The organism is Longimicrobium sp., from assembly GCF_036280135.1.
Lineage (GTDB): Bacteria > Gemmatimonadota > Gemmatimonadetes > Longimicrobiales > Longimicrobiaceae > Longimicrobium.
Window position 1 is genome coordinate 1 of sequence record NZ_DASURI010000120.1, and the last position, 6,402, is coordinate 6,402.

A 6,402-nucleotide genomic window follows, 5' to 3' on the forward strand; every position below is an offset into this window, starting at 1 on the left:
GAGCAGCTGCTGGACCGGCTGGGGCCCGGGGCCGACTTCGTGAAGGTGGGGCTGCAGCTGTTCACGGCCGAGGGGCCCGACGTCGTGCGGGCCATGCACGACCGCGGCTGCCGCGTGTTCCTGGACCTCAAGCTGCACGACATCCCCAACACCGTCGCGCACGCGGTGAAGTCCGCCGCGGGCCTGGGAGTGGAGCTGCTGACCCTCCACGCCTCCGGGGGCGCCGCCATGCTGCGCGCCGCCGCCGACGCGCGCGGCGGTGACGGACCGAAGCTCCTGGCCGTCACCGTGCTGACGTCGCTGTCCGCGGCGGAGGTGGCCCAGGCGTGGGGCCGCGACGCCGTGACGGCGGACGACGAGGTGGCGCGGCTGGCGCGGCTTGCCCAGGGCGCGGGGATGGACGGCGTGGTGGCCTCCGTGGCCGAGCTGCCCGTGATCCGCGGCGCCACGCGCGCCGGCTTTCGCGTGCTGACGCCGGGCATTCGCCTGGCGGGCGACGCCGCGGGCGACCAGAGCCGCGTGGCCACGCCCGCCGAAGCCGCCCGCCTGGGCGCGGACTACGTGATCCTGGGCCGCTCCGTCACGGCGGCGGCAGACCCGGCCGCGGCGCTGGAGCGCGCCGTGGCCGAGCTGGACGGCGCCGCGCCGCAGCTGATTTCCGGATGAACCCGAGTGCTGGATCGATGAAGATCAACCGAATCGCCCTTCTCCTCGCGCTGCTGCTGGCAGTCTTCGCCCCGCGCGGGCTGGCCGCGCAGCAGCAGGGGAGCGCGCAGTCGCTCAGCGCGTTCGTGGCCGGCGTGGCCCGCCTGTGGGCCGACGGCCAGTCCGACGCGCTGGTGGAGCTGGCGCCGCGTGACGGCCGCATCCTGCTGGACCTGGCCGGCGAGGGCCCCGGCGAGGTGCAGCCGCGCAACGCCGCCGCCGCCCTGCGCCGCCTGTTCGCGGACCGCGAGACCGTGACGGTGCGCCCCACGGCCGCGACGGTGTCCGGCGGCACGCCCCTGCGCGGGTTCGGCGAGCTCACGTGGGTGGCGCGGCCGCGGGGCGTGTCGGAGACGCTGTCGTCCGTGGTCTACGTGGGCGGCGTGTGGGAGGACGGCGCGTGGCGCATTCGCGAGCTGCGGGTGATGCGGTAGGTTGGCCCGGCGCGGGCATGGAGCGTGCGCCCCCGCCGCCGCTCCCCCTGACGACGAGGCATGACGATGAAGCGGGTCTCCGCCTTTTTTCTGCTGTTCCTGGCCGCCTGCGCCGCCCGCGAGCGTGACCGGAACGAGCCCGCCCCCGAGCCCTTCCGGCTGTGCGTGGAGAACGCCACGGCGGCGTACGGCGCCCTCACGGCCCGGGCGGGGCTCGTGCGGTTCGACGTGCTGCCGGGCGAGCGCGTGTGCAAGCCGCTTATCGTCACGGGGGGCGCCATCGCCCTGCGCGCGGAGACCATCGGCGGGGGCGCGGCGGGCCCGCAGCGCTACGCCGAGCAGCTGCAGCCGGGCGGCTCGCGCTGCTGGCGCTGGCGGCTGACGGACTCGCCCGCGTCGTCGGTGGACCTGATGCCGTGCGACCTGGTGGACGAGGACGAGACGGACACCGTCCCCGCGGACACCGCCGCGGCGGACACGACCGCGTGAACGGGAGACGACGGGATGTGCCGCAACATCAAGGTGCTGGCGAACTTTGAGCCGCCGGCCACGGAAGACGAGGTGCGGGCCGCGGCGCTGCAGTTCGTGCGCAAGATCAGCGGGACCACGCACCCGTCGCGGGCCAATGAGGCCGCGTTCAACCAGGCGGTCGACGAGATCACGGAATCCGCCCGCCGCCTGATCGATGCGCTGGACGTAAAGGCGCCGCCGCGTGACCGCGACGAAGAGGCGCGCAAGGCCAAGCTGCGCTCCGCCAGGCGCTTCGGCTGAAACGACCAAGGGATTCTCACGCAGAGCCGCAGAGGCGCAGAGTACTTCGTTCGCGCGACGAAGTACTCTGCTGCCTCTGCTCCCTCTGCGTGAAAATGCGGTAAAAGCCTGGGAGAAAAGAAGATCGGCAGCGGCGGATGAGGGATCCGCCGCTGCCGATCTGTTTTTCAGCCGATCAGATCAGCTGAAGATGGGGCTCAGCGCGCGCCCGCGAGGTCGCGCACGGCGCCGGCCAGCATCCGCACCCGGGCGCCGTCGGCCGCGCGGCCGGCGTCGCCGTCCAGCTGCGTGGCCAGCTGCGTCAGGGCCGTGCGGCGCGCGGCGCCCGAAGCCGCCTCGGCGCGCTGCAGCGCCTGGCGCACCGCCGTCACGCGGGCCGCGGCCAGGCCGTTGCCGCGCTCCAGCTGGTCCACGTACGCACGCGCCAGCGCGAAGCTGGGCGGGAACGCGATCTGGGGCTGACCCTGGGCATTCAGGTAATCCCAGCGCACCGTCTTGGCCGCGTCGATCTCGTTCTGCGAGATGAACGCGCTGGGCGTGAGCTCCAGCACGTCCAGGCCGCGGGCGATCTCGCTGCTCACGATGGAGCCGTTGTACCAGTACACCGACCACGAGCCGCCGGGGCCCATGCGCGTGGCATCCGACGGGCCGCGGTCAAAGAAGGCGATCTCGCGCGGGTTGCGCGGGTCCGTCCAGTCAAAGACCGAGATGCCGCCCTGGTACCACGCCTGCACCATCACGTCACGCCCCGGGATGGGGATGAGCGAGCCGTTGTGCGCCACGCAGTTCTCCTGCGCCGTCTGCGGCGCCGGGAGCTTGTAGTAGCTCTGGAACTGCATGTCGCGGCGGTTGGAGATCGTGAAGATCGCGTCCGCGCCCCACTCCTTGGGGTCCGTGGCCCGGCACTTGGCCTGGCCGCCGCCGCCCCACTCGTCGCTGAACAGCACCTTGGTGCCGTCGTTGCTGAACGTGGCCGAGTGCCAGTACGAGAAGTTGCTGTCGGCCACGGCCGCGATGCGCCGCGGGTTCACCGGGTCGCTGATGTCCAGCAGCATGCCGTAGCCCTCGCACGCGCCGCCCGCCAGGCCCACGGCCGGGTAGACGGTGATGTCGTGGCACTGCGTGGGCCCGCGGCGGTCGTTGTTGCCGCCGCCGCCGCCGAACTGGCGCGCCACGATGCCCGGCAGCGCCTGGCGCAGGGCCGCGCTGTCGGCCGACGTGGCCGCGCCCGTGCCGCCGCGCGCGCGCACGATGCTGTCCAGCAGCGGACGGGTGAAGCTGCCCGGCACCACGCGCTCCTGGCCAAAGATCTCGGCCGTGAACTCGCCGCGGGCGCGGGCGGCGGCCACCGCGCGGGCCGCCTCGGCGCGGTCCGTGGCCGTCTCGCCGTGGCGCGGGGGCGCCGCCAGGTCGTTGAAGATGCGGGGCGAGCTCACGATGGCCGCGGCCGCCGGGTTGTTCAGGGGAACCTTGATGACCTCGATGCGGAACAGCGCCGAGTTGGGGTCCTCCTCGGGCGTGGCGCGCGAGCACCCCGGCAGCTCGTTGGGCGAGCGCACGCCCGCCGAGCCGCTGATGTACACGTACACGTTCTCCGTGTCGCGCGGGTCCGCCAGCACCGTGTGCGTGTGCGAGCCGCGGCACGTCTGCACGTTGCCCACGTTGCGCGGGTTGCGGATGTCGGTGATGTCGAAGATGCGCAGGCCGCGCAGGCGGTCCGTGCTCACCGTGTCGCGCACGCCCTGCGTGCCGCAGTCAAGCCGGCCCGTGAGCCCCTCGCCCGAGACAAAGAGCAGGTTCTTGTACACCGACACGTCGCTCTGCGACGCCGGGCACACGAACCCGCTCACCAGCTGGGGCGACGCGGGGTTGCTGATGTCCCAGATCTGCCAGCCGTTGTAGTTGCCCTGGATGGCGTAGTTGCCCGAGAACGCCAGGTCGGAGTTGGTGCTGCCCAGGAACCCCTGCGGCGGCGGCGTCTTGCTCACCACGCGCATGTTCCAGGTGGCCTCGGCCGCGTCCATCATCCCGGCGCGCAGCCCCACGCGCGGATCGGGGTTGGGCGCGGACGTGCCCTGCGCGGCCGCCTGGCCCGCCATGGCCAGCCCGAGGGCCAGCGGCAGGGCGCGCAGGGTGGCGCGGGAGGACCGCGCCCCGGCGGGGCGGATCCGTGATACGAATTGCATGGTCGCTTCCTGTGACCGGGTGATGGGGAGACTGCGTACTGCGGGGTCCTGCAACCTCACGGGATCGGGGTTCCGAACACCACCTCGGCCAGCATGCGCTGCATCCGGGCGATCTCCGTCTCCTGGTCCACGTTCACGTCCGTCGCAAAGCGAAAGACGGTTTCGTCCTGGCCGGCGCCGTTGGTGCCGAACAGCTCGCGCACCATCTGCGTGGCGCCGCGGTGGTGCTGGATCATGAAGGTAAGGAACATCTGGTCAAACTCGGCGCCGTGCGCCTGCTCCAGCTGCCGCAGCTGCTCCGGGGTGAGCATGCCCGGCATGAGCCCGCCGTCGTGCCCCTCGTGGCCCTCGTGTCCGCCGGCGTTCGCATTGGCCTGCGCCGCGGGTGCGTCATGCCCGGCGTGCGCGTCGTGGCCGGCACCGCCCTCCGCCGCCAGGACGGCCGGCTGGGGGACGGGCTGGCCGCGGTCGCGCAGCCACTGCTGCATGGTGTGGATCTCGTCCCGCTGCGCGTTGATGATGCGCGACGCCAGCGTGCGCACGGCCGGGCTCTCGGCCCGCTCCGGCGCCAGGCGCGACATCTCGATGGCCTGCGCGTGGTGGCCGATCATCATGGACATGAAGCGGGCGTCCGCCTCCGTCCACGGATAGCGGCTGTGGTCCGGGCGCGCGGACGCCAGCGCGGCCGAGTCGCTGCGGGGAACGCTGTGCGCGCCATGGTCCTGCGCGTCCGCGGACGCCACGGCAACGGTAAGCAGGGCGGCCGTCAGGGCCAGGCTGCGGGGGCGGATGAACGGCGGTTGCATGGCGGTACGTCTCCTCGGGCCGGCGGCGGCGGGCGCCGCGCGCGTGCTGAACGAACGATCGATACTAGCATGAGTGCGCGGGATGGCAAGGTTTGCGAGCTCCCGCGCCACTGTGCGCGGCCGCGCGCGCACCCGAACCGGCATGATACCCGGTTTGAATGCGGGGAGTTGCGTCGCCTTCCGTGCGGCCGCGTCCCATGCCCGTATCCGAGCCGTTTCCGCGGCGGATCGAGGGGGACGGTCGGGCGCTTCTTCCACCCCGTTGCGCGCGGGTTTATTCTTGGGGCGCGGCGTACCGTCCTCCGCGCCCTGCGCCCGTGCCCGTCGCGGGCCTTTCCCGTCTGCCGATCCCGTGAACCAGCCCGCCGCCGACCTGCCCGCCGACCTCGCCGCCGTGGACCCGGCGGACGCGCCCGCGCCCCCCGTGGCGCCCGCCGCGCCGGCCGCCCCCGCGGCGCCGGGCGGACGGCGCTTTGACCGCTCCATCGTGGAGGGCCCCCTGCGGCCCACCGTGTGGAAGCTGGCCTGGCCCACCATGCTCACGAACATCTTCGGGGGGCTGCAGGGGATCGTGGACCACGTGATGGTGGGCCACTACGTGGGCTTTACGGGCAACGCGGGCATCGGTGTCGCGAACCAGATCTGGATCGTCGTCCTGGCCTTCATCATGTCCGTGTTCACGGGGATGAGCGTGCTGGTGGCGCGCTTTGCCGGCGCGGGCGACGAGGAGCGGGCGGACCGCACGGTGTACCAGGCGTTCCTCACGGCCGCCGGGATCTCCCTGGGCGTGATGGCGCCCGTGGGCTTCTTCGCGGCGCCCTGGCTGCTGGGGCTGGTGAACGCCGCGCCGGCCGTGCAGGCGCAGGCGCTGCCGTTTCTTCGCATCTCGCTCGTGTTCAGCAGCGGGATGATGATCTTCTTCATGACGAGCGCCGCCCTGCGCAGCGCCGGCGACGCGCGGACGCCCATGGTGCTGGGCATCACGCTCACGCTGCTGAACGTGGCCCTGAACGTGGTGCTGGTGCCCGGGCTGGGCCCCATCCCCGCGCTGGGCACGGCCGGCTCCGCCACGGGGACGGCCATCGCGGCGGGGTCGCTCGCGCTGTACTCGCTGTGGAAGCTCACGCGCGGGGGATGGGTGGTGCGCTTTCCCCGCGGCCAGGGCTACGCGCCGGACTGGACCGTCATCCGCTCGCTCTTTCGCTTTGGCCTGCCGGCCGGCATCCAGGGCATCGCCATGAACATCGGCGGGCTGCTGCTGCTGGCGTACATCGGCTCGCTGGCGCAGAGCGCGGTGGCGCAGGCCGCGTACGCCGTGTCGTACGGCCAGCTGTTCTCGCTCATCACCTGGTCGTCGGTGGGGCTGATGGGCGCCGCGGCGGCCGTGGCGGGGCAGAACCTGGGCGCGGGCCAGCCGGACCGCGCGGAGCAGGCCGTGCACGTGGCGGCGCGGGTGGCGTTCGCGGGCGCGGCGTTCATCGGCCTCTTCTTCTTCTTCGT

The 6,402-nt window shown here is 73.0% G+C and carries 7 protein-coding genes; 5 read left to right on the forward strand and 2 right to left on the reverse strand.

Annotation, left to right across the window (positions count from 1 at the left end; translation table 11 throughout):
- The 4 genes from pyrF to VFZ20_RS03780 form a co-directional block, all read left to right on the forward strand.
- Positions 1-666 (forward strand): orotidine-5'-phosphate decarboxylase (gene pyrF, locus VFZ20_RS03765; RefSeq protein WP_329682492.1); only part of this gene is annotated, 666 nt, incomplete at its 5' end.
- Positions 667-683: 17 nt separating this feature from the next.
- Positions 684-1,139 carry a hypothetical protein gene (locus VFZ20_RS03770; protein ID WP_329682493.1) on the forward strand — a complete coding sequence of 152 codons (456 nt, stop codon included), beginning with the start codon at positions 684-686 and terminating at the stop codon, positions 1,137-1,139.
- 66 nt (positions 1,140-1,205) lie between these two features.
- Positions 1,206-1,628, forward strand: coding sequence for a hypothetical protein (locus VFZ20_RS03775; RefSeq protein ID WP_329682494.1), 423 nt, complete (start codon positions 1,206-1,208; stop codon positions 1,626-1,628).
- 15 nt (positions 1,629-1,643) lie between these two features.
- Positions 1,644-1,910 (forward strand): DUF2277 domain-containing protein, encoded by a 267-nt coding sequence (locus VFZ20_RS03780; protein ID WP_329682495.1) that lies wholly within the window; start codon positions 1,644-1,646, stop codon positions 1,908-1,910.
- Between the two features lie 197 nt (positions 1,911-2,107).
- Here VFZ20_RS03780 and VFZ20_RS03785 read toward each other — a convergent pair whose 3' ends face one another.
- Together VFZ20_RS03785 and VFZ20_RS03790 are read right to left on the reverse strand one after the other, a co-directional pair.
- The gene (locus tag VFZ20_RS03785) at positions 2,108-4,096 is read right to left on the reverse strand and encodes a hypothetical protein (protein WP_329682496.1); all 1,989 of its coding nucleotides are present in this window, start codon (positions 4,094-4,096) and stop codon (positions 2,108-2,110) included.
- A gap of 56 nt (positions 4,097-4,152) precedes the next feature.
- Positions 4,153-4,902 (reverse strand): DUF305 domain-containing protein, encoded by a 750-nt coding sequence (locus VFZ20_RS03790; RefSeq protein ID WP_329682497.1) that lies wholly within the window; start codon positions 4,900-4,902, stop codon positions 4,153-4,155.
- A gap of 352 nt (positions 4,903-5,254) precedes the next feature.
- On the opposite strand from VFZ20_RS03790, the gene VFZ20_RS03795 reads away from it, so the two are divergent.
- Positions 5,255-6,402 (forward strand): MATE family efflux transporter (locus VFZ20_RS03795; RefSeq protein ID WP_329682498.1); only part of this gene is annotated, 1,148 nt, incomplete at its 3' end.